This window comes from Bradyrhizobium jicamae, assembly GCF_018130695.1.
GTDB lineage: Bacteria > Pseudomonadota > Alphaproteobacteria > Rhizobiales > Xanthobacteraceae > Bradyrhizobium > Bradyrhizobium jicamae_B.
The window spans coordinates 66,707-85,326 of sequence record NZ_JAFCJX010000017.1 but is presented as its reverse complement, the minus strand read 5'-3'; the positions used below and the strand labels follow the sequence as shown (position 1 = coordinate 85,326).

Annotated in this window: 15 protein-coding genes; 4 read left to right on the top strand and 11 right to left on the bottom strand. The window is 59.5% G+C overall.

What is annotated here, in order from left to right; translation table 11 throughout:
• Positions 1-470: 470 nt before the first annotated feature.
• Together JQ604_RS24325 and JQ604_RS24320 are read left to right on the top strand one after the other, a co-directional pair.
• On the top strand, positions 471-2,030 hold the full coding sequence (locus JQ604_RS24325; RefSeq protein WP_212362893.1) for a bifunctional 3-(3-hydroxy-phenyl)propionate/3-hydroxycinnamic acid hydroxylase: 1,560 nt from the start codon (positions 471-473) through the stop codon (positions 2,028-2,030).
• A gap of 280 nt (positions 2,031-2,310) precedes the next feature.
• Positions 2,311-5,772: a pyruvate carboxylase gene (locus tag JQ604_RS24320; RefSeq protein WP_212362891.1), complete on the top strand. Its 3,462-nt coding sequence runs from the start codon at positions 2,311-2,313 to the stop codon at positions 5,770-5,772.
• Between the two features lie 244 nt (positions 5,773-6,016).
• Here the strand turns inward: JQ604_RS24320 and JQ604_RS24315 are convergent, their stop codons facing one another.
• From JQ604_RS24315 to JQ604_RS24295, 5 genes are all read right to left on the bottom strand, one after another.
• Entirely contained in the window at positions 6,017-6,493 is a 477-nt protein-coding gene (locus tag JQ604_RS24315; protein WP_212362889.1) for a MarR family winged helix-turn-helix transcriptional regulator, read from the bottom strand.
• A gap of 240 nt (positions 6,494-6,733) precedes the next feature.
• On the bottom strand, positions 6,734-7,198 hold the full coding sequence (locus tag JQ604_RS24310) for a hypothetical protein (RefSeq protein WP_212362887.1): 465 nt from the start codon (positions 7,196-7,198) through the stop codon (positions 6,734-6,736).
• A 332-nt stretch (positions 7,199-7,530) separates the two neighbouring features.
• Complete coding sequence (locus JQ604_RS24305) at positions 7,531-8,547, bottom strand: MBL fold metallo-hydrolase (RefSeq protein WP_212362885.1); 1,017 nt, start codon at positions 8,545-8,547, stop codon at positions 7,531-7,533.
• A 145-nt stretch (positions 8,548-8,692) separates the two neighbouring features.
• Positions 8,693-9,229 (bottom strand): cytochrome b, encoded by a 537-nt coding sequence (locus JQ604_RS24300; protein WP_212362883.1) that lies wholly within the window; start codon positions 9,227-9,229, stop codon positions 8,693-8,695.
• 37 nt (positions 9,230-9,266) lie between these two features.
• Positions 9,267-9,635, bottom strand: coding sequence for an antibiotic biosynthesis monooxygenase family protein (locus JQ604_RS24295; RefSeq protein ID WP_212362881.1), 369 nt, complete (start codon positions 9,633-9,635; stop codon positions 9,267-9,269).
• Between the two features lie 99 nt (positions 9,636-9,734).
• On the opposite strand from JQ604_RS24295, the gene JQ604_RS24290 reads away from it, so the two are divergent.
• Complete coding sequence (locus JQ604_RS24290; protein WP_212363033.1) at positions 9,735-10,211, top strand: MarR family winged helix-turn-helix transcriptional regulator; 477 nt, start codon at positions 9,735-9,737, stop codon at positions 10,209-10,211.
• A 97-nt stretch (positions 10,212-10,308) separates the two neighbouring features.
• Here the strand turns inward: JQ604_RS24290 and JQ604_RS24285 are convergent, their stop codons facing one another.
• The 6 genes from JQ604_RS24285 to JQ604_RS24260 form a co-directional block, all read right to left on the bottom strand.
• Positions 10,309-11,298, bottom strand: a complete 990-nt coding sequence (locus JQ604_RS24285) for a fumarylacetoacetate hydrolase family protein (RefSeq protein WP_212362879.1) — start codon at positions 11,296-11,298, stop codon at positions 10,309-10,311.
• A 118-nt stretch (positions 11,299-11,416) separates the two neighbouring features.
• Positions 11,417-12,361, bottom strand: coding sequence for a 3-hydroxyacyl-CoA dehydrogenase family protein (locus tag JQ604_RS24280; protein WP_212362877.1), 945 nt, complete (start codon positions 12,359-12,361; stop codon positions 11,417-11,419).
• Between the two features lie 150 nt (positions 12,362-12,511).
• Entirely contained in the window at positions 12,512-13,870 is a 1,359-nt protein-coding gene (locus JQ604_RS24275; RefSeq protein ID WP_212362875.1) for an MFS transporter, read from the bottom strand.
• Positions 13,867-15,495 (bottom strand): FAD-dependent monooxygenase, encoded by a 1,629-nt coding sequence (locus JQ604_RS24270; RefSeq protein WP_212362873.1) that lies wholly within the window; start codon positions 15,493-15,495, stop codon positions 13,867-13,869. The genes JQ604_RS24275 and JQ604_RS24270 overlap by 4 nt, the downstream gene beginning before the upstream one ends.
• A gap of 5 nt (positions 15,496-15,500) precedes the next feature.
• Positions 15,501-16,382 carry a VOC family protein gene (locus JQ604_RS24265; RefSeq protein ID WP_249158615.1) on the bottom strand — a complete coding sequence of 294 codons (882 nt, stop codon included), beginning with the start codon at positions 16,380-16,382 and terminating at the stop codon, positions 15,501-15,503.
• A 131-nt stretch (positions 16,383-16,513) separates the two neighbouring features.
• A complete protein-coding gene (locus tag JQ604_RS24260; protein WP_349631136.1) occupies positions 16,514-17,395 on the bottom strand; it encodes a fumarylacetoacetate hydrolase family protein in 882 nt (293 codons plus the stop codon).
• Positions 17,396-17,448: 53 nt separating this feature from the next.
• On the opposite strand from JQ604_RS24260, the gene JQ604_RS24255 reads away from it, so the two are divergent.
• The gene (locus JQ604_RS24255; protein ID WP_212362869.1) at positions 17,449-18,405 is read left to right on the top strand and encodes a LysR family transcriptional regulator; all 957 of its coding nucleotides are present in this window, start codon (positions 17,449-17,451) and stop codon (positions 18,403-18,405) included.
• Positions 18,406-18,620 lie beyond the last annotated feature (215 nt).

Below are 18,620 nucleotides of genomic sequence, written 5' to 3'. Positions count from 1 at the left end.
GCGCCCGGCGCCGGGCCGGCTGGCGAGGCGCTCCAATCGAGGTCGGCCGATCGCAACCTGGTCAGCGAACCGATGACCATCGCCGCCGATGACGATAGCCTGTGCGACGCATTTCCCGCGTACCCACCCGGCGCCAACTCTTCAGTGAGCTCTGCAGCAAACCACACACTTGGGGCCATTTCGATGGGGCACTAAGCCAAGAAGTTGTCGTTTGTCTGAGCGGCCATGGCCCGCCGCACGGTCAGGCCGTTGCGTGGCCTGCAGCGTTTCGTCGGTTCGACAGAGGAGTGGTCTTCAACGCCACACGTTTCGCCCGTGCTAACAGGCGCAAAACCCACCAAAGAAGCTGCACAACAAATTCTTGACAGAGGCCCACCTCTATGTGACTGATGACTTCATCAGAGATGATCGACAGATCACAATCCATCACGGACGGAAGCGACACCATTTCTTGCTGCTTGGGTGAGGGCATGACCACGATCGACCACGACATTCTATTGGTAGGGTATGGTCCCGTTGGCCAGACCTTTGCTGCGCTGGCCGGCAAGCTCGGCTGCAATGTGGGCGTTTATGAACGCTATCCCTCGCTGTACGCGCTCCCCCGGGCCGGCCATATCGACCATGAAATCATGCGCATCTTTCAATCGATTGGATGTGCGGAGGCCGTGGAGAAGACTGCCGTCAGATCCAATACATACGAGTGGCGCAATGCCGCCGGCGAGCTTTTGATCAATTTCGAATGGAATGCCGACGGAGTCTCCGGCTGGCCGTCCGACTTCCTGATCTTTCAGCCGGATGTTGAGGATGCGCTGGATGCCGCGGTCCGCAGCACCGGCCGCGTCACCGTCAATCATGGATGGGAAGCTGTTGGCGTGGTTCAACATCCCGACCACGTTCAACTTACCGTGCGCGATGTTGCTGGCAAAAGCACTGGCGCGGCTGGCGAGACACGACAAGTGACCGCCAAGTATCTCGTCGCCTGCGATGGCGGCAACAGCTTTGTGCGCCGCTTTCTCGGACTTGAGTGGCAAGATCTCGGCTTCAGTCAGCCTTGGCTGGTTGTCGACTTCAAGGAGAAGCGTTCACTATCGCTGCCGTATGAGAATGCGCAGATTTGCGATCCGGCGCGGCCGATGTGCCTGTTTCAGCTCGGTAAAGAACATCGCCGATTTTCCTACATGGTGATGCCCGGCGAGGAGGAATGGGCAAAGCGAACCGAGACGGCGTGGTCACTCGTGGCGCCTTGGGTTCGCGAGGATGATGTCGAGCTGATCAGGCAAGCCACCTATATATTCGAGTCCAAGCTTCTGGATCGGTGGCGTGCAGGAAGAGTGCTATTCGCCGGCGATGCGGCCCACGTCATGCCTCCCTTCATGGGGCAGGGGATGTGCTCGGGGATCCGTGACGCGGCAAACCTGGCTTGGAAGATGCAGCTCGTTGTTTCGGGCCGGGCACCGGAATCCCTGCTCGATACGTATTGCGCGGAGCGGAAGCCACATGTGGCGGATTACATCAGGCTGTCGATGGAAGTCGGCAGAATAAGCTGCACGACGGATCCGGCCGCTGCTGCGGCTAGGGACAAGGCACTCCTATCCGGCCAGAAGCTTCCATCGCCTCCCATGCCGGCGCTTGTGGATGGGCTCCTCATGTCCACCCCAACGGCAGGCGAGGCCTCTGTCGTGGGGCAATTGGGCCCCCAGGGCCGCGTACGGAAGAATCTCCTTGTCAAGCGCGCCGATGACTTCTTGGGAACGGGTTGGCAGTTGATCTGCAGGCTCGATTTGTCCGAATTCATCAGCGCGAGAGCAACGCAGGTGATTGACCGGTTGGGACTCCAGATCGTGCATTTCGGCGCAGGCAGCGAAATGGAAGATGTCGACGGCACGTATGAGAGGTATTTCGAGGCCAACGGGTTGATCGCCGTGATCGTGAGGCCCGACTTCTACATCCATTCCGCAATGGAGACGCCAGACAGGCTGGAGCCCAATCTTTTGGAGCTCGCGGAGCGTCTCAACTGTTGCCGCTCGTGATGAGCGGCAACAGATGGAAATCACCGCCTCATCCGAGGCGCTCAAACTGAAGCGCAGCTCGGCGCCATACAGACACCCCGGCGCCTAGGAACTAATGCGTGGGCCTAGCGGCGCCCACGCTCAGGATAACGACAGTATCGGTCGTAAGCTGCATCGACTCAGCGGCGATGCGGTGCCAACAATGCCAAAGAGGTCAAACGGACGCTCTGCGAGGTAAATAGAGCTCGTTCGGAGAGCGTCGCGATCGGCATAACGTTCCGCACACTAGTTAGGGCACAACATGACGGACAAAATTGCTGTCAATAAGCAAATCCGCCGACTGCTGGTGGCCAATCGATCCGAAATCGCAATTCGTGTCTTCCGCGCCGCCACTGAACTCGGCATGCAGACTGTGGCCGTCTATGCGGAGGAGGACAAGCTCTCATTGCACCGCTTCAAGGCGGACGAGGCATATCATCTCGGCCATGGCGCCGGAGCGATCGCGGCCTACCTCAACGTCGCGCAGATCATCGAGATCGCAAAGCGGGCTAACGTGGATGCAATCCATCCCGGATATGGGTTCTTGTCCGAAAGCCCGCAATTCGCCGCAGCATGCGCGGACGCCGGAATTGTCTTTGTTGGCCCCTCACCAGAGACGATGCGGTCCCTCGGCGATAAGGTTTCGGCGCGACACATAGCCGTGGCGGCTGGCGTTCCCGTCGTGCCGGCGAGTGAGCCCCTTCCACATGACGATGACGCTATCCGGCGCATTGCATCGAATCTCGGTTATCCCCTGATGCTGAAGGCGAGCTGGGGCGGCGGTGGGCGTGGAATGCGGTCCATCGCGGACGACGCAGGCTTGCTTGATGCTGTGCGTTCAGGGCGTCGTGAGGCGAAGGCTGCGTTTGGACGAGATGAAGTTTATCTCGAGAAGCTTATTCGTCGGGCGCGCCATATTGAAGTTCAATTGCTGGGAGATCGCCACGGCAATCTGTTCCATCTCTTTGAACGGGACTGCTCGATACAGCGGCGCAATCAGAAGGTCATCGAACGGGCGCCAGCCCCTTCTGTTGATGAGGCAATACGCGACGAACTCTGCCACGCAGCTCTCAAGGTCGGGCGGGCGGCAAATTATGTTGGGGCTGGTACGGTCGAGTTTCTTATTGATGATGAGAATGGTGCCTTCTATTTCATAGAGGTCAATCCCCGTATTCAGGTCGAACATACCGTCACCGAGATGGTGACGGGCATCGACATCGTAAAGGCGCAGCTCAGGATAGCCGAAGGCGGGCGCCTCGGTCGTGCCGAAGAGACGGGCGTACCTCCGCAAGAGGAGATCCGCCTCAGTGGCCATGCCTTGCAATGCAGGATAACGACTGAGGATCCGGAGAACAATTTTGTCCCGGATTATGGCCGCATCACCGCCTATCGCGGCGCGTTTGGCTACGGCGTGAGAATCGATGGAGGTACCGCCTATTCCGGCGCAATTGTGACGCGCCACTACGATCCGCTGCTCGAGAAGGTCACGGCTTGGGCACCGACTCAGCAAGAGGCGGTCGCACGGATGACACGGGCACTGAAGGAGTATCGTATCCGCGGTGTCGTCACCAATCTGGCCTTCCTCGAAAATGTGCTGAGCCATTGCGACTTTCTCGCCAATAGATATACGACCAGGTTCATCGATGAGACGCCCGGCTTGCTTTCGCTCAGCAAGCGGCGTGACCGAGCAACGCGGCTTTTGACCTATATCGCCGATGTGAGCGTCAACGGTCATCCCGACGTCAAGGGGCGCAAAAGCGCGCCAGCGCATGCCCATACGCCACAAGCGCCAGGCGTGTCCGGTCCTGTGCCGAACGGCAGTCGCCAGCTCTTGGACCAACTGGGACCGGGCGGCCTAGCCAAATGGATCAGAGCACAATCAAAGCCGTTGCTCACGGATACCACGATGCGCGACGCTCACCAGTCGCTGATCGCAACGCGAATGCGTACCGCCGACATGGTCGCCGTGTCAGCGAATTACGCCCACCGGCTTCCGGAACTACTTAGCCTCGAATGCTGGGGTGGCGCGACATTCGATGTGGCAATGCGCTTCTTGCAGGAAGATCCATGGGAGCGCCTGGAGGCCATTCGCCGCCTCGCGCCAAATCTTCTGACGCAAATGCTGCTGCGCGGCTCGAACGGCGTAGGTTACACCAATTATCCCGACAACGTCGTTCGCTTCTTCATCAAGGAGGCCGCCAAGCGGATCGATATCTTCCGGATCTTCGACTGTTTCAACTGGGTCGAGAATATACGTGTCGCCATCGATGCAGTCGCGGAGGCCGGGAAGGTCGCTCAAGGTGCGATATGTTATACCGGCGACATTCTCGATCCGGATCGAGCGAAATACACCTTGTCCTACTATGTCGATATCGCGCGCCAGCTTGAGGCGGCCGGCTGTCACATGCTCGCCATCAAGGATATGGCTGGCCTCCTGAAGCCCTCGGCCGCGCGGGTTCTTATCAAGGCGCTACGCGACACGACCTCGCTCCCTGTCGCGCTTCATACCCACGATACGTCGGGAGCTGCGATCGCCACGGTGCTCGCGGCCATCGAGGCCGAAGTGGATGCCGTTGACGTCGCTATGGACGCGATGTCGGGCACGACTTCGCAGCCGTCCATGGGGACTGTTGTGGAAGCGCTACGCTTTTCGTCGCACGACACGGGATTGGATCCGCAAGCTATTCGCGACATCGGCTCGTATTGGGAGGCGGTGCGCGGCCAATACGCCGCGTTCGAGACCAGCGTTCTGTCGAGCGGATCGGGCGTCTACCTGCACGAAATGCCCGGTGGGCAATTTACGAATCTGAGGGAGCAGGCAAGAGGCCTCGGTCTTGAGAAGCGTTGGCCGATGATCACTCGGGCCTATGCGCAAGCAAACCATCTGTTCGGAGATATCATCAAGGTAACGCCGTCCTCGAAGGTCGTGGGCGACTTGGCCCTGATGATGGTCGCGCAGGATTTAACGCCCGAGGATCTACTCAATTCGGATCGCGACATCGCATTTCCGGCGTCAGTCGCCGAAATGCTACGCGGCGAACTTGGCCAGCCTCCAGGCGGCTGGCCAAAAGCGCTCCAGGAGCGGGTTCTTCGCGACGAGCCTCCGATCACTGAACGCCCGGCAAGCTTGATCGGCGAGATCGATCTCGTTGCGGCACGCAGAGAGGCTGAGGCGCAATGCGACCGTGCACTCTCCGAGACCGAGTTTGCGAGTTATTTGATGTACCCGAAGGTGTTCGCACGATATGCCGAGTTGGAGCGCGTCTTTGGCCCCGTTTCAGCGCTGCCGACGCATGTCTATTTCTATGGCATGCGACCGGGCGAGCAAGTTGACATCACTATCGAACAGGGAAAAACGCTTGTTGTTCACCTCACCGCTGTTGGAGATGTCGAGAATGACGGGTCCGTTCGCGTATTCTTCGAACTCAACGGACAACCTCGGGTGATCACTGTGGCTGATCGCAAAGTCTCAAAACAAGGCCTCTCATCGCGCGCCGCCGATCAGACAAATAGTGACCATGTTGGCGCGCCGATGCCAGGGATCATTGCGACGGTGGCTGCGAAGCCAGGTCAGGCCGTGAAGGCTGGAGATCTTCTCCTGACGATCGAGGCGATGAAGATGGAAACTCCCATCACAGCCTCCCGCGACGCTACAATTGCAGAGATTTGCGTCCAGGCGGGACGAACGGTGGACGCCAAAGACCTACTGGTGGTTCTCAAGTAATGGCGCAAAACACGGCTATCCATCCAGTGGGGTGATGGCTCACCAAGAAAGCGTTTTAGCCCGACAAGAAGCTCGTCCCTTGAAGGCAGGCATGGAGCACTGCACCGTTTTCACGAGCGGTGGCGAGAGCTGACCGGCCTGTCCGACGAATTGGGCCGGCGCGGCAGACCGGGTGGACACCGGCCGGCGTGCCGATCTCGCGAAAGGCACAATGGCGTCATCCCGGCGCCCGGCCGAAAATCGATCATGGACGCGGTGCCATCGGATCGACCTGCAGGTCCCGGATCGCGGCTCTTGCGGCGTCGAGCAAGTCGATCATCACAACCAGAGTGGTCTTCAACGCTGCGGTGTCGTGGGCCCCCAAAGCAGCGCTGACCGACTTGCGCATGCCCTCGGCAAGCGGCTCGACGTCGACTTGCACGCGTTTGGTCGCGTTGAGCAGGATCTTTCGACGATCGATTTTATCCCGCTTCCGGACGACATAGCCCTTTCGTTCTAGCCGGTCGATAACGCCGGTTATCGCTCCGCTGGTTAGCCCGGTCTGTTCCATCAGCTCAGTCGGCGTGTGCACCCGGCACATGCAGACCAAATCAAGGGATTCGAGGTCCGATGCATTCAGACCGATGCGATGCGCTACGGACTGGCTATGTAGAATGCTAAGGGCGCTGAGCTCGCGCAAAGCGACGTTCAATTCCTGAATCAGATCGCTTCTACTGCTCAAACGCCCGTCTCCGCAGCTGGTACCGGAAAATTAAAAAGGCCTGGTGTCTACGATAATCCCTGTCGACGGGCGGCTTCACGCCAGAAATGCGCTCAGGTTCGCAGCACGTCGGTACTTATGATAGCAGGCCCGGCCTTCACTTTCGAATCGAATGCACTGGTGGTAGTTCTCAATCGTGACCGGCGGGGACGTTGCGCAGGGGAAAGAACCATATGCCGCCAAACGATTGCGGAGGAGCGCTCAAGCTTCGTTCTTGACCATCTGCCGGCGGCGTGTGCCGTATCGGCTTAGCTTGAGGCCGTCTCGCATACTTAGCCCGAGAAGAATGATGTTCGCCGCCCCAGAAAGCAATTCGAGCGTCTGTACCCCGTAAAAGATGGTGTCGAACTCAGCGGCTTTTGCCTTGAAGGCAAGAAATAACGCTGCCGGGATGAGAATCAGGATGCCGTTGCCAGCGATGAACGGCATTCGCTTGAGCTTCGCACCGATCAGGCCAATGCGGCGCCCCTTGGCCAGGAAAAAACCCGTACCGCCTGCAGCCGCCAGCGCCGGAATCAGCAACAGGAAGCCCCAAGGTATGGCTGTCTTGACCATGGTTACGGTCGTGCGGGACCCGAACAGTTCGGCAAGAGACGTGGATAGCCAGAATATCGCAATGGTCATCAACGCCAGGGCGCCAGCTATTGTATGAAGCTTCTTTATCACGATCTTTTGCCTTCGACGTAAGAGTTGGTCATGAATGATAGGATGTCGCTCACGTGCCGAAGCACATACGGCGAAGAGCGGGGGGACTGTGATCTGGATCAGGTGCTGCCGCGCCGAGATGCCCGATCAGGTCGGGGAGCAATTCATTCGCCATTCGGAGTAGACAAGGCCGGTGCAACTGACAGATGGCGTGATTCCTGTTGTCTCAAGCCAGACGTCATCTCAAGACAGAGCGCAAATTGCGCTATTCTCTTGCCTGTGTCGCCAGCCCAAGCGCCGTGCCGAGCGAATGTCCGGCTTCATCGTAAGACGACATCGGAATTCTTTCGGCCTCACACAACCATGAGATCCTTTCCGACGATGATCTCGCCCTTGAAGTATTTCGCCACCGGTGCACGCCAGGTATCGTCGTCGATGCCGTCGATGGCTGGAGTGAGGTGCGACAACACGAGTGTCTTCACGCCGGCTTCCTGAGCGATGCGCCCGACATCTTCGGATGGTGTGTGGCTTGCCTTCATATGTGCCATGAAGGAGTCGAATTGTACCGGCCGGCCTGCGGCGACCTGTGCTCTGGCGAATGCCTCCATGGCCGGCACGTACATCGTTTCGTGAACCAGTATGTCCGCGCCCGCTGCCATTTTCGCTATCGCGTCGAGGGGCGCGGTGTCGCCAGAAAACGCTATCGCCCGGTCTTTGAAGTCAAAGCGGTAAGCCAGAGCCGGAGTCACTGGTGGGTGCTCGGCAAGGATGGCTGACACCCTAACGTTGTCGTCCTCGGTCACTGGACCGGCCGCGGAAATCTCCTGCACGTTGACTGACGTCAGCGGCTTCATGTGAAAATCCTCGGCCCAGAAATCGACCGTCTGCTTGTAGGCGCGCATGAAGTCCTCGGTCATTTGCTTGAGCGGTGGCGGGCCGAAAGCGCGGACGTCCAGGGGAAGGCCCTGTATCCAGGCGACGATCAGGAGCGGACCGTACTCAATGTTGTGATCGGCGTGGTGATGCGTGATGAAGATCGATTTCAGCGCGCTAAATGGAATACCGGTGCGGGCAAACTGATTGGTAACTCCCATACCGCAATCAAGCACATACGCGGAGCCGTTGCTCAGCATCACGTGTGAAGTCATTTCCCGCGTGCGGCCTGGTACTGGGCCGGCCGCAGTACCGAGCAGCACAAGCTTGGTGCCCGTTGCATCCTTTAAGGCGGCTTGCACCTGCTGCGGCGTCCATTGCGTTCTGCTGGTTTGCGCAGTGCTGGCCCCGGCTGTTGCGGCGAGCGCCGGCATAGCCAAGAGACCGGCCAGCATGTGGCGGCGCGAAGGGCCGAATGAGGTGGATGCATCTGCCATCGTTTCTCTCCTGGTTCAAAGATCTGTCGTCGGCTAATCACTCGGTGTGACTAAGCGGCACGATATCCAATCTTCCATGGCGGCAAGCAGGACGCCTCGATTTAGAAAACCCGATTCCATCGCCGTTGCGGGCGCTTCGCGAACGTCACCGGCTGAACCACATGCGCCGGAGAAGGTGGTCGCGGCGAATGAATTGGTGATACAGCGCCGCGCTGGCGTGAAGCGCAATGAAGGCGAGTAGAAGCCGTGCGCCAAAGCCGTGCGGCACACGGGGCGGATACTTCCAGAAATCCGGCAGCAAGGCGCCTTCTCCACCGAAGATGATGGGTGCCGCGCCGCTCAGCGCGATCATCCCAATGCCGCTCGCCGTCATTCCAATAATGAACACGTAGAAGAGAATATGAATCGCTCGAGCCGTATGCTCTTGCCACCGCGGTGAGCCAGCGATCGGACCGGGCTTGCGATCGACACCCCACCACCAGCCGATGCGAAGAAGCGTCAATGTGATAACTGCAACGGCGATCGGAACGTGGATCCGCAGAATTGCTGCCTTTGCTGCCGGATCGGCCGTATTGGCCGCACGAAACCCGGTGGCGAAGAGACCGATCATCAGCAAGGCCGTCAGCCAGTGCATCGCTACGATCATGGTGCCATAGCGTTCGGAGCTGCTCTTCAGTCCCATTGCGAATCTCCCTTTTACGAGCGGGGTGTGGGGCGAGCTATGCCACGCAGATGCCGGGCACCGAGACCTTCTGGAACAGATGCGGAGAAGCGACGGCTGATGAGGGGTAGGCCGCGATTTTCGACCTGAACTCGGGATGCGTGAACGCCGCCCGGAAGTGCGCGGTCGATTCCCAGACGGCGTAGTTTAGATAGGTCGGATTTTCGCCGAGCGCGCGGTGAAGCTGGGTGGCAATGAAGCCCGGCTGGCGCTTCATGAACGCAGCATCGTCCTGCCAGACTTGGAGAAAGCCCTGCTCGTCGGCCTTATCGAGCAGGAAGACATTCACCAGCACGACAGGGCTGGCATCGATACCGATCTGGCTTTCGATCGGAAAGTCAGGGTCCAGGGGGCGTAGCAGCGACATGGTCATCTCCGGCAATTTGGCTTCATGTTGTCAATGTGGTACTATTAACCACATTAGTCGATTGACATCATGGTGTCAATACTGTTTTATGGTGACGAAATGCTGAAATCTCCACGAACGGCCACCGGCGATGCGCTGACCAACCTCATGCTCGATTTTTTCCGGCTGAACAGCCTGCTCTTGATCGCAGGCGACCGTATGGTGGCGCAACTTGGGCTCACGAGTGCACGCTGGCAGATCCTCGGCGCCATTGTGCATGCCGAGCGTCCGCAGCCGGTGGCTTGGCTCGCCCGCGATCTCGGCGCCAATCGCCAAAACGTGCAGCGGATCGTCAACGATCTTCATGCGGAGGGGCTTGTTGCGTTCGAAGCCAACCCCCATCACCGTCGGGCTCAACTCGTCGTCCTGACTGACAAGGGGAGGCGCACTTTCGAAGCCGCCATGGCCTTCCAAGCCCCGTGGGTCAACAGCCTTTCCGAAGGCCTTGCGGTCAAGGACTTGCAAACCGTCCACCGTGTGGTCACGGCTCTGCGGAAAAAGCTCGAAAACAATGACGAGGCTGAAGAGCGGGCCTAGCCAAGCGCTCGTGTGTCTCGACATCGCATCGCCTCCATCGCCCACTCAGCAGGGGCGAGCAGAGATCCCCTGCGTCTCGCAATGTTGGATTAAACGGTCAGGCCTCCTGCCGTTCAGTTCTGTTCCTTAAGATGCCGATCTTCTCGACTTCCAGCTCGATCGTGTCACCATGTTCGAGATACCAGCCAAGCTCGAGTCCGCAGCCATTGCCGACAGTGCCCGAGCCAATGAATTCACCAGGCATGAGGGTCTCGTCCGTGGTTATATGCTCGATCATCTCTTCGAAGGAAAATAGCATACCCGCGCTCGTACCGCACGAGCGCGTCTCGCCATTGACACGCGCCTCCATCTTCAGCGAGTACGGATCGCCGATCTCATCAGGAGTGACGATCCACGGCCCTAGCACGTTACCGCCATCGAAACTCTTTCCTTTGGCCGGGCCGAGCCGACCTTCCATCTCGATGCGCTGCGCGTCACGCGCTGAAAAGTCGTTGAAGATGGTGTAGCCGAAAATGTGCTCCCTGGCCCTCGAAGCCGGAATGTCCTTGCCCCTGTTCTTGGTGATGACGCCGAACTCCAGCTCGTAGTCCATGACCTGGCTGTAGCGCGGCCATTTCACGGTGGTGTTCGTGCCGCGTACGCTGAAACGGTTCGTGATGTAGAAGATCGGCTGCCTGCGATAGACGTCGGGCAGTTCGCCCAAGGGTTCGGAATCAATCCGAGCAAGCTCGGCGATGTCGCCGCTGGCGCGTGCTGCGAGCTTTCGCTGACCACGTCCACCTTGCAAGATATGCCGTGGAAAGGACATTCCGTCGCGCATTTGGCGCGGCTCCGGTATCGGCGCCAGAACCTCGGCGCCGGCAATCTCATACGAGAGGCTTGCATCATGACGATATTCATCAAGGATCTTGCCTGCCTGTTCGAGCGCTGCGTCGCCCGCATCGATGAGTGCTAGCATCGAGGTAAACGCAAGGTTTTTCTTGCCGGCACGATCGGCAGCGACGGCCAGATCGAACAAAAGTTGATCGTTGCCGTGAACGATGCCGAGTTTTTCGTCTCCGTCGGAACGATACGTCGCAAGCTTCATTTGGTATTCCTTCGGTTGTTTTAATTAGGCTCTCTCGAAGCATCCTTCACTGCTTGGTCGAGGATGCGCCGGTCGGTGTCGCGGTGATGGTGATTATCGTCTTGGACACTCGATCCCGCTATGAGTAGGCGCGTGACGCTTTGAGCTGTCTCAGCAATCGTTGGAAAAAGGCGCGGCGTAGTGCGGGGATGGCGGCTGGATCATAGCGATAGAAACCCTCGCCGCTCTTCACGCCGAGCTTGCCTTCGGCCACTTTACGCCTCACAAGCGGGCTCGATTCGCGCGAGGCGTCCATTTCGGCCAGCAGGTGGTCACCCGCGGTGAGCCAAACATCGAGACCACCAAAGTCTGCCACCTCGAGCTGACCCGTGGTCGCGTATCGAAAGGCCGGCCCGAATTTGAGCGCAACGTCGATGTCGGCGGCATCGGCTACGCCCTGCTCAATCAGCGAGAACACCTCGCGCGCGACTCCTAACTGGATGCGGTTGGCGATCAGTCCAGGAATGTCCTTGAGAATCTTTGCCGTTCGCTTACCGATCGCCTGATGGAGACTGGCGACCGCCTTGTAGATTTCCGGCGTCGTGTTGCCGAATGCCGATATCTCGACCAAGGGCATAATGAGCGGCGGGTTATACCAATGTGTCACACATGTGCGACCGCGCCGTTCGGCGGAGAGGCCCGCGATCATCGGCGCGAGCGACAGGCTGGAAGTGTTGGTCGCCAAAATGGTTGTCGCCGCACATAATCGATCCAGTTCGGCGAAGAGCGCCTGCTTCAACTCCATGCGCTCCGGGATGCATTCGACGACGAATTCGCGATCGGCAACGGCCGGCGCGAGTTGATCGAAGATTTTGATGCGGCCCAGGACAGCTGGAACCGATGAGGCGGCGATGACCTCTTCCTCGACCAAGAGCTCACATGCCTCCCTGATCGCTGGCAAGATCCCTTCACGTTGTCGTGCCGAGGGCTCATAGAGATGCACCGACAGCTCATGCAGAGCGAAGGCCCCCGCGATGCCATGCCCCATGGTGCCGCCGCCGATGACGCCAATTTTTCTCAGCATGCCTTGCTCCGATAAATAGAGCGGGCGTCGCAAACATCAGCCCGTCGTAAGGCCACCATCAGCATTGTGCTCCTAGAGAAGTCCGAGGTTTTCGGCATCAGAGACTACTGAGTTCCGGCGAGATCCCGCGGCTCCCGGCATTCGCCCTCTTCACGAAGTGACAGGCGCCCCCTCGCCGACAGTGCTACCGCCCTTCACCAGAACGGCCCGCAGGCAAAGAATGGCGAGCGCCGCAACGATTGGCGCGAAACCCAGTGCGAGAAACAGGTCAATTCCGTTCCACCCCGCGGCTACGACACTACTGGCAAACAGCGGTGCCACCACCTGACCTGTGCGCCCCATACCCATCGCCCAACCAACGCCCGATGAACGCATGGCGGTCGGATAGATAAGCGTCGCAATAGCAATCGCGCCCGATGCGCCGAGCCCGGCGAACAGTCCTACGAGGAAGAGTGCCATCGCCGCCGTCTGTACCGCAGTGGCGGCATAGCCAATCGCCGCCGTGGCCATCGCGCCGAGCAGCAATGCTGGAACGAGCGCATAGATCATCCCCAGACGTTCGGCGAGCCGACCAGCACAACTCATGCCGATTAAGGCGCCAATACCGTGAATGCCGATGACAATTCCTGCCTGGGCCGGGTCGATACCGTTGTCGCGCAACAACAGAGGTGTCCATATCACAGCGAGCGCCAATGTGCCGAAAGTCATAAAAAACGGCACCCAAAGCAGCAGCGTACTTAGCCCACGCCTTTCGGTGAACAGATGCCGCAAGGGTGAGCCTTCGACGCGAACCTCATCCGAGACGAAACTGGGATTGGGCGGCAGATCAATTCCCAAACGGCGCATGATGTTCGTGACGGCAGCTTCATTCCCACCGCGTGCGAGCAAGAAGCGTAGCGACTCCGGCATCCAAACGAGCAGCACCAGCGCGATTGCAAGAGGTACTGCGCCACCGACGAGAAACACCATTTTCCAGCCAAACGTCGCGAGAATGTAGCCGTTGATGAAGCCGCCCACTGTTCCGCCGAGCGGAAACGCCGCCCAGATCAAGCTTGCGACCATGGCCCTGCGGCGTTTCGGAGCAAACTCGGAGGCCAACGTGATGAAGCAAGGTGTAGCGCCGCCAAGTCCAAGTCCGGCGCAGAACCGTACGACAAGTAGTGCTTCAATGGATTGCGCGTAAGCTGTTGCCAGCGTGAACAGCCCGAACGTCACAATCGCAATCACAAGCACACGCTTGCGTCCGAGCCGATCGCCTAGAGGGCCAAATGTCAGAGCGCCCACCGCAGCACCAAGCGCCCCTACGGAGAAGATCGGTCCGAGCGCCGCTCGTGAAATCGTGAGATTTTCGGCGATGACCGGCGCGGCAATCGCGATCGATTGGCTGTCCATCCCGTCGAGGAATGCGGCCAACGAGCAAAGAACGATCGCGACGACCTGAATTGGACGAACGGGTGAGTCGTCAATGAGCCGCGTAACGTTGATAAGCGATTCTGTCCCCGCTCTCATGCCGTCACTCCCTCAACGTCTTTTGTCTGCAACTTGTGACCGCAGACCCCTTGGATCAGGAGGGCGGCATCCGCGCTCGAGCCGCGCCAGGCAACGAATTGATCTGGTCGGATCATCGCAAGGGGCGCTGCGTAGAGCAACTCCAGCGCGGGATCGCGGAAATCCAGCCGCTTCAGCGGCACGCCACGAGCTGCGGCCTCAAGTTCGATCTGCTGGGCCGCCTCATGCGCTCGGCCGTTAAATACGAGGAGCGTGAAGCCGAGCCCGAAGTGATCGTAGAGAGATGAGCCGTCCTCGAGCCATGCATGGGGCGCGAGACAACCGGGATGCGCCGAAGGTTGGTAGATTGCATGGTGGTCAGGCGGCGGGCTTGTACCGTCGTTGAGAATCGCTGGCGAATTGTCGTAACGCGATCCGAGCACGACCCCGAGAGTCTTGAACTCCCTGCTCTTGGTCGTAACGATCTGCTCGCTCAGCTCGGCCCGCGCACGAGCCCCGCGCGAGGTCTCGTCGTCAAGACCGTCGCGCACGAGATGATCGCTGAGCGTGCGGTAGTTCTCAACAGCTTCAGCGATCGTCCTCAAATGTATCGGTCGACGCTCCTGCTCATACGAGTCGAGCAGACCGGCGCCCCCCCATCCCTGGAGTGTCGCGGCCAGCTTCCAGCTGAGATCTACCGCGTCGCCGATACCTAGGTTCATTCCGTAGCCCCCGAACGGCGGATGCAGATGGCAGGCGTCTCCGGCTAGAAATACGCGACGGTCGCTGTAGCGATCGGCAACGAGCCGATGTGCGGCCCAGAGGTCACGCTGGATGATGTCGACTTGCACGGTTCGACCGATCGCTGCACAGACGCGACCCACGACATCGTTGTCTTCGATTGTCTCGACGCCGGCAGGAAGCGTAAGGCCGAAAGTCCAAATGTCGCCTCCAAGAGGGCTCATGACGGACGGAGCAGTCGGGTTGATCAGCCAATACATGATGGCCTGTCGCTGGCGCGCATGATCCTTCAGTTCAGGAATGCGCAGGACGAGGTTGTAGTGGCGCATCATCGCGCGCTCGCCTTTCATTGTGGCTCCGATGATCGCACGAACGCGGCTACGAGCGCCGTCGGCTCCCACCAGATAGCGCGCCCTTGTCTCGTGGAGCGGGCCGCCCGCGGTCTCGCGGAGTTGCGCGATAATTGCGGTATCAGATTGCGTTGCCCCTTCGAGCATGAGCCCGCTCGCGAACTGGACCGACGGCAGCTGTTCCAGGCGCCTTTGGAGTACCTGCTCCACCGTATATTGCGGCACCCACTGTGCAGCTTCCGGAAAGCGCATATCGCGCCGCTTGGCCCCTTCGAACGCATTCTCAATAACGGCGATCGGCGTACCGAGCAGCGTCGTTGCGAACACGATATCTGTCGGATAGTCGTGGGGTAGAGGCGACGCCTCGCGTAACAGGTCCGCAATCCCCCATCGCCGCATGTGCTGCATGGTCCGGACGTTCGTGGTCTTGGCACGCGGTTGGGCGCCTTCGCGAATGCGCTGCTCGACTATACGGACGTTGACACCGCGGAGTCCAAGGTCGATGGCGAGGGCAAGTCCAACTGGGCCGGCGCCGACGATTAGAACATCTATCACGGGAACTAACCTTCGGCTTCGTAGTTGTGGCCGAAGTCCGGCGGCGGCGTTGGACCCCAGAGATAGGAGGAGTCTTCGCCCGGATGCTCGACCGCTTCCCAATCGGCATCGGCGGGCACGTAGTCCATATCGGCGGAGTATTCGGCGTAGCTTCCCCAGGGGTCGCGCACGTAGTGGAAGTAGTTGGAGCCGAGCACGTGGCGGCCGACCCCCCAACCAGCGACGAATCCCTTGTTCGCCATCTGCATCGCGCCGAGACCGACGTCCTGAATCGATCCGACGTCCCAGCTACAATGGTGTAGGCCCGGTCCGCCGGAACGGCCAAAAGCCACGAGATGATGATCGCTCCCATGAACACCGTGCATAAAGGCCACGTTACCCTCCGAGCTGTCGGAGAGACGTAGGCCTAGTATCTTGGAATAGAACTCTACCGCACGCGCTACATCGCGCGTGTAGAGAAGTACGTGCGCTAGCCTCCTTGGTCTCGTCGCAGGGGCAGTTCTGCGCGCGATCGCGCCCCTCGCCGCGGGACCAGAGGTCACAACGGAAAAGATCGACTTGTCATTTGGTGAAGACTTTTCGGCGACCCGAATCTCGATCGGAGTCCCTTCATGATCCCGGAACCAGAGACCGTTGCTTTCGAAACCGGGTGGAGGCGGCAATCGGTCCACGTTGAGTGCACTCAAGCGCTCTCGAAAGCGGGGGAGGTCATCCGCGAAGGCGCCAAACGAGAGGTAGTGCAATCTTTTTCGTCCACCTTCGCTCAACAGAGCCCAGCGATGTGGGTGGCCGGCGGTGTAGAGTGCGAGGTATTGACCCTCGGGACGGACGTCGAGCCCAAAGCATTCGTAGAATAACTTGGCATCCGCCAAGGAGGGCACGGTCATGCTGAAGTGATCCAGCGAATGCACGCCGAGCACACCCGGCCGACGTGTCGCCGCAATGGTACCCCTAATCTCGGTCATTTCTCCTCCCTCGGGCGCCGCTGTCTGCTTTTTTGTTGCGCGCCTTAGCCAAGTTATGTGACGTCGACTTGCAGCGCGCTTTCCTCGACCACCTCGTTGGAAAGAATGCCGATGCGTTCGATCTCCACCTCACATAAGTCGCCGGGTTTCATGAACAGCGGCGGCTTGCGGGCGCCGCCGACGCCCGAGGGCGTGCCCGTCACGATCAAATCGCCAGGCGCCAACGTGATGCCCACGCTGATGAGCGAGACCAGTGTCGGGACGTCGAAAATCAAATCGTCCGTCGAAGCTCGCTGCATGATCTCGCCGTTCAGACGGGTCTCGATCGCAAGTCCGCGCGCGCCTGGCGGCAACTCGTCCGCGGTCACGAAGGTTGGGCCAAAGGCCCCGGTGCCGTCAAAGTTCTTGCCCATTGTCCATTGGGGGGTGCGGAGCTGAAAATCGCGCACCGAACTGTCATTGAAAATCGAATAGCCGGCGACGTGCTCAAGCGCCGATTCCTTTGGTATGCGGCGCCCGCCCTTGCCGATTACGGCGACGAGCTCGCCTTCGTAATCAAGTCGGTCCGAATCGCAAGGTCGCACGATAGGCGCGCGGTGCGCCACCAAACTCGAGCAAAAGCGCGCGAAGAGAGTCGGATAGTCCGGGAGTTGCATGCCGCTTTCGCTGGCATGGTCGCGATAGTTCAGGCCGACGCAGATGATCTTGCCCGGGTTCTGAAGCGGCGGCAGCATCTCGACGGCAGTGAGATCAACCGGCGCACCGCGCCGAAGCGCCTGAACGGCGGCTGCGCGCTGCGTTCTATCCAGCTGGAGAAACCTATCAAGCGTACCGGGATATCCAGGTTCGCCTTCGCGCAGCCCATGAAAGCTGTCGCCGCTGCACCGGACGGCCAACCCGGAACGACCATTCTCCTTGAACGCAACAAGTCGCACGCGGACCCTCCCAAGATGCAGTTATTTTGAGAAGCGTTAGCGCTGGACAGGGATTGCAGGAAGATGTCAATATTGTTCGTGCGATAACGGATTGCGATCAGTCGGTGAAGCTCAATCAATTCCGGGATGTAGTGGCGATTGCCGAGCGAGGTTCGCTTCGCGCGGCGGCGCGTCATCTGCAACTGGCCCAACCCGCCCTCACGCGCAGCCTGCAGGAGCTCGAGCATGAATTGGGCGTGCCGCTGTTCGAGCGCAAAGCGCGAGGCATGGTGCTGACTCCATCGGGCCAGGTATTCGTGAGACGTGCAAACAACATACTCAACGAGGTTCGACGCGCCCGCGACGAGGTCGACCAGCTTCATGGGGGCACGAGAGGCAAAGTCGCCGCCGGGCTCTCCCTGGCGGGTCACGTCGCCTTGCTGCCAAAGGCGCTTAAACCGTTCAAGGCTCGCTACCCCGACGTTCAATTGCACATTCTCGACGGTACCTACCCGATGCTGGAAGCTGGGTTGAGAGACGGCAGCGTCGATTTCTACGTCGGACCGCAACCAGAAGGACCGCTGCCGCCGGAGTTTGTGAACGAGAAGCTGTTCGACAATACCCGCGTCATTATCGGGCGCAGGAACCACCCCCTTGCCGCCGCACGCAAGCTATCCGATCTCGAAGGTGCCGAATGGGCAGGAAGCTGGGTCACTTTCCACGCCGAGGAGGAATTTTGCGAGTTGTTCACCCGTCACAATTTGCCTCTGCCGCGGGTTATTTTCCGGGGCCAATCGACCTTCACTCTGCTGATCGCGCTTACCAACACCGATTTGCTGGCGATGGTACCAATCCAGTTCCTGAGCGCAGAATCGGCCAGCACACTGGCGCCAATCCGTATCAAGGAAATTCTCCCCGCTCCCCCAATCGTTGTGGTCAGACGCGCGGGGCTCCCGCTGACGCCGGCGGGCGATTTTCTGCTCGATCTTCTCAAGCGGAACATTCCACGCGCCAAAGCCAAATCTCGTTAAGGCCCCAGTGTGATTTGCTCACATTGGCCTATGACGGGCGAAATTCCTTAAAAACAAGGCGTGATCAACATCTACGCGAATCGGCTCGCTTCTGAAAAGCGCCACTGATCCGCTGCTGCAAGCACCAACGACGGGTCGATGGAGGGCGGTCGCAAGGGAGACAGCGAGGAGATGAGGGAACGGCGGATGATCGCACCACTCAGATAATCTGGCGG

Bases quoted from the DNA above. Each gene is read 5' to 3' on its own strand.
- JQ604_RS24285 (WP_212362879.1), bottom strand. From the start codon at position 11,298: ATGAAGCTTGCGACGTATCGTTCCGACGGAGACGAAAAACTCGGCATC.
- JQ604_RS24320 (WP_212362891.1), top strand. From the start codon at position 2,311: ATGACGGACAAAATTGCTGTCAATAAGCAAATCCGCCGACTGCTGGTG.
- JQ604_RS24280 (WP_212362877.1), bottom strand. From the start codon at position 12,361: ATGCTGAGAAAAATTGGCGTCATCGGCGGCGGCACCATGGGGCATGGC.
- JQ604_RS24300 (WP_212362883.1), bottom strand. From the start codon at position 9,229: ATGGGACTGAAGAGCAGCTCCGAACGCTATGGCACCATGATCGTAGCG.
- JQ604_RS24325 (WP_212362893.1), top strand. From the start codon at position 471: ATGACCACGATCGACCACGACATTCTATTGGTAGGGTATGGTCCCGTT.
- JQ604_RS24290 (WP_212363033.1), top strand. From the start codon at position 9,735: ATGCTGAAATCTCCACGAACGGCCACCGGCGATGCGCTGACCAACCTC.
- JQ604_RS24295 (WP_212362881.1), bottom strand. From the start codon at position 9,635: ATGTCGCTGCTACGCCCCCTGGACCCTGACTTTCCGATCGAAAGCCAG.
- JQ604_RS24265 (WP_249158615.1), bottom strand. From the start codon at position 16,382: ATGACCGTGCCCTCCTTGGCGGATGCCAAGTTATTCTACGAATGCTTT.
- JQ604_RS24275 (WP_212362875.1), bottom strand. From the start codon at position 13,870: ATGAGAGCGGGGACAGAATCGCTTATCAACGTTACGCGGCTCATTGAC.
- JQ604_RS24305 (WP_212362885.1), bottom strand. From the start codon at position 8,547: ATGGCAGATGCATCCACCTCATTCGGCCCTTCGCGCCGCCACATGCTG.